Annotated in this window: 1 protein-coding gene; it reads right to left on the minus strand. The window is 67.3% G+C overall.

From position 1 onward, the window contains the following. Positions 1-59: 59 nt before the first annotated feature. On the minus strand, positions 60-1,230 hold a 1,171-nt coding region (locus tag JMF90_RS37690), incomplete at its 5' end, for an acyl-CoA dehydrogenase (protein WP_201326406.1).

Genomic DNA, 1,230 nt, shown 5'->3' on the forward strand with positions numbered 1-1,230 from the left:
GCGAGCAAGTCCTGTGTGGTCAAAATCCTGTCTCCTGCTGCGTCCCGACCGTCAGTGGGTCAGAACTGGTCTTCCGTCAACGCGAGCACGCTCTCGTTGCCCTTCGCGCCGACGATCGACGCTTCGAGTGCGCCCGCCTGCACCAGCACGTGCTCCGCATAGCATTGCGCGATCGCGATCTTCGCGTCGAAGAACGCAACGTCGCTCGCACGGTTCGCGTGAGCGGCCAGCAGCGCGCGCGCCATTTGCCATCCGCACAGCACGACGCCCGCGAGCTTCAGGTACGGCACGCTGCCCGCGAACACCGCGTTCGGGTCCTGCTTCGCGTTCGCCAGCACGTAGTCCACCGCCGACGACAGCGCCTGCGCGCCCTTCTCCAGTTGCACCTTCATCGATGCGGCCGCCGCGCCGTCCAGCTTGCCGAGCGCCGCGACGGTCTCGCCGATCTCGGCGATCAGCGCCTTGGCAACCGCGCCGCCGTCGCGCAGCGTCTTGCGGCCGACGAGGTCGTTCGCCTGGATCGCGGTCGTGCCTTCGTAGATCGCGAGAATCCGTGCATCGCGGTAGTACTGCGCGGCGCCGGTTTCCTCGATGAAGCCCATCCCGCCGTGCACCTGCACGCCGAGGCTCGCCACATCGTTCACCATCTCCGTGCTCCAGCCCTTCACGACCGGCACCAGATATTCGTAGATGGCCTGATGACGCGCGCGCGTCGCCTCGTCAGGATGGCGGTGGGCAATGTCGCTGTGCGCGGCGGCCACATAGGCCAGCGCCCGCGCGCCTTCGGTCAGCGCACGCATCGTGCCCAGCATCCGGCGCACGTCCGGGTGATGGATGATCGTCACCGACTGCTTGGCCGAGCCGTCCACCGGGCGGCTCTGCACGCGTTCCTTCGCGAATTCGGCCGCCTTCTGGTACGCGCGATCGGCCACGCCGATCCCCTGCATCCCGACCCCGAAGCGCGCCGCGTTCATCATGATGAACATGTATTCGAGGCCGCGGTTTTCCTCGCCCACGAGATAGCCGATCGCGCCGCCGTGGTCGCCGTATTGCAGCACCGCCGTCGGGCTCGCCTTGATCCCGAGCTTGTGCTCGATCGACACGCAGTGCACGTCGTTGCGCGCACCGAGCGAGCCGTCGTCGTTGACCATGAACTTCGGCACGATGAACAGCGAGATGCCCTTCACGCCTTCCGGCGCGTTCGGCGTGCGCGCCAGCACCAGGTGGACG

It is taken from the genome of Burkholderia sp. E168m23, assembly GCF_016586125.1.
Classification (GTDB): domain Bacteria; phylum Pseudomonadota; class Gammaproteobacteria; order Burkholderiales; family Burkholderiaceae; genus Burkholderia; species Burkholderia orbicola.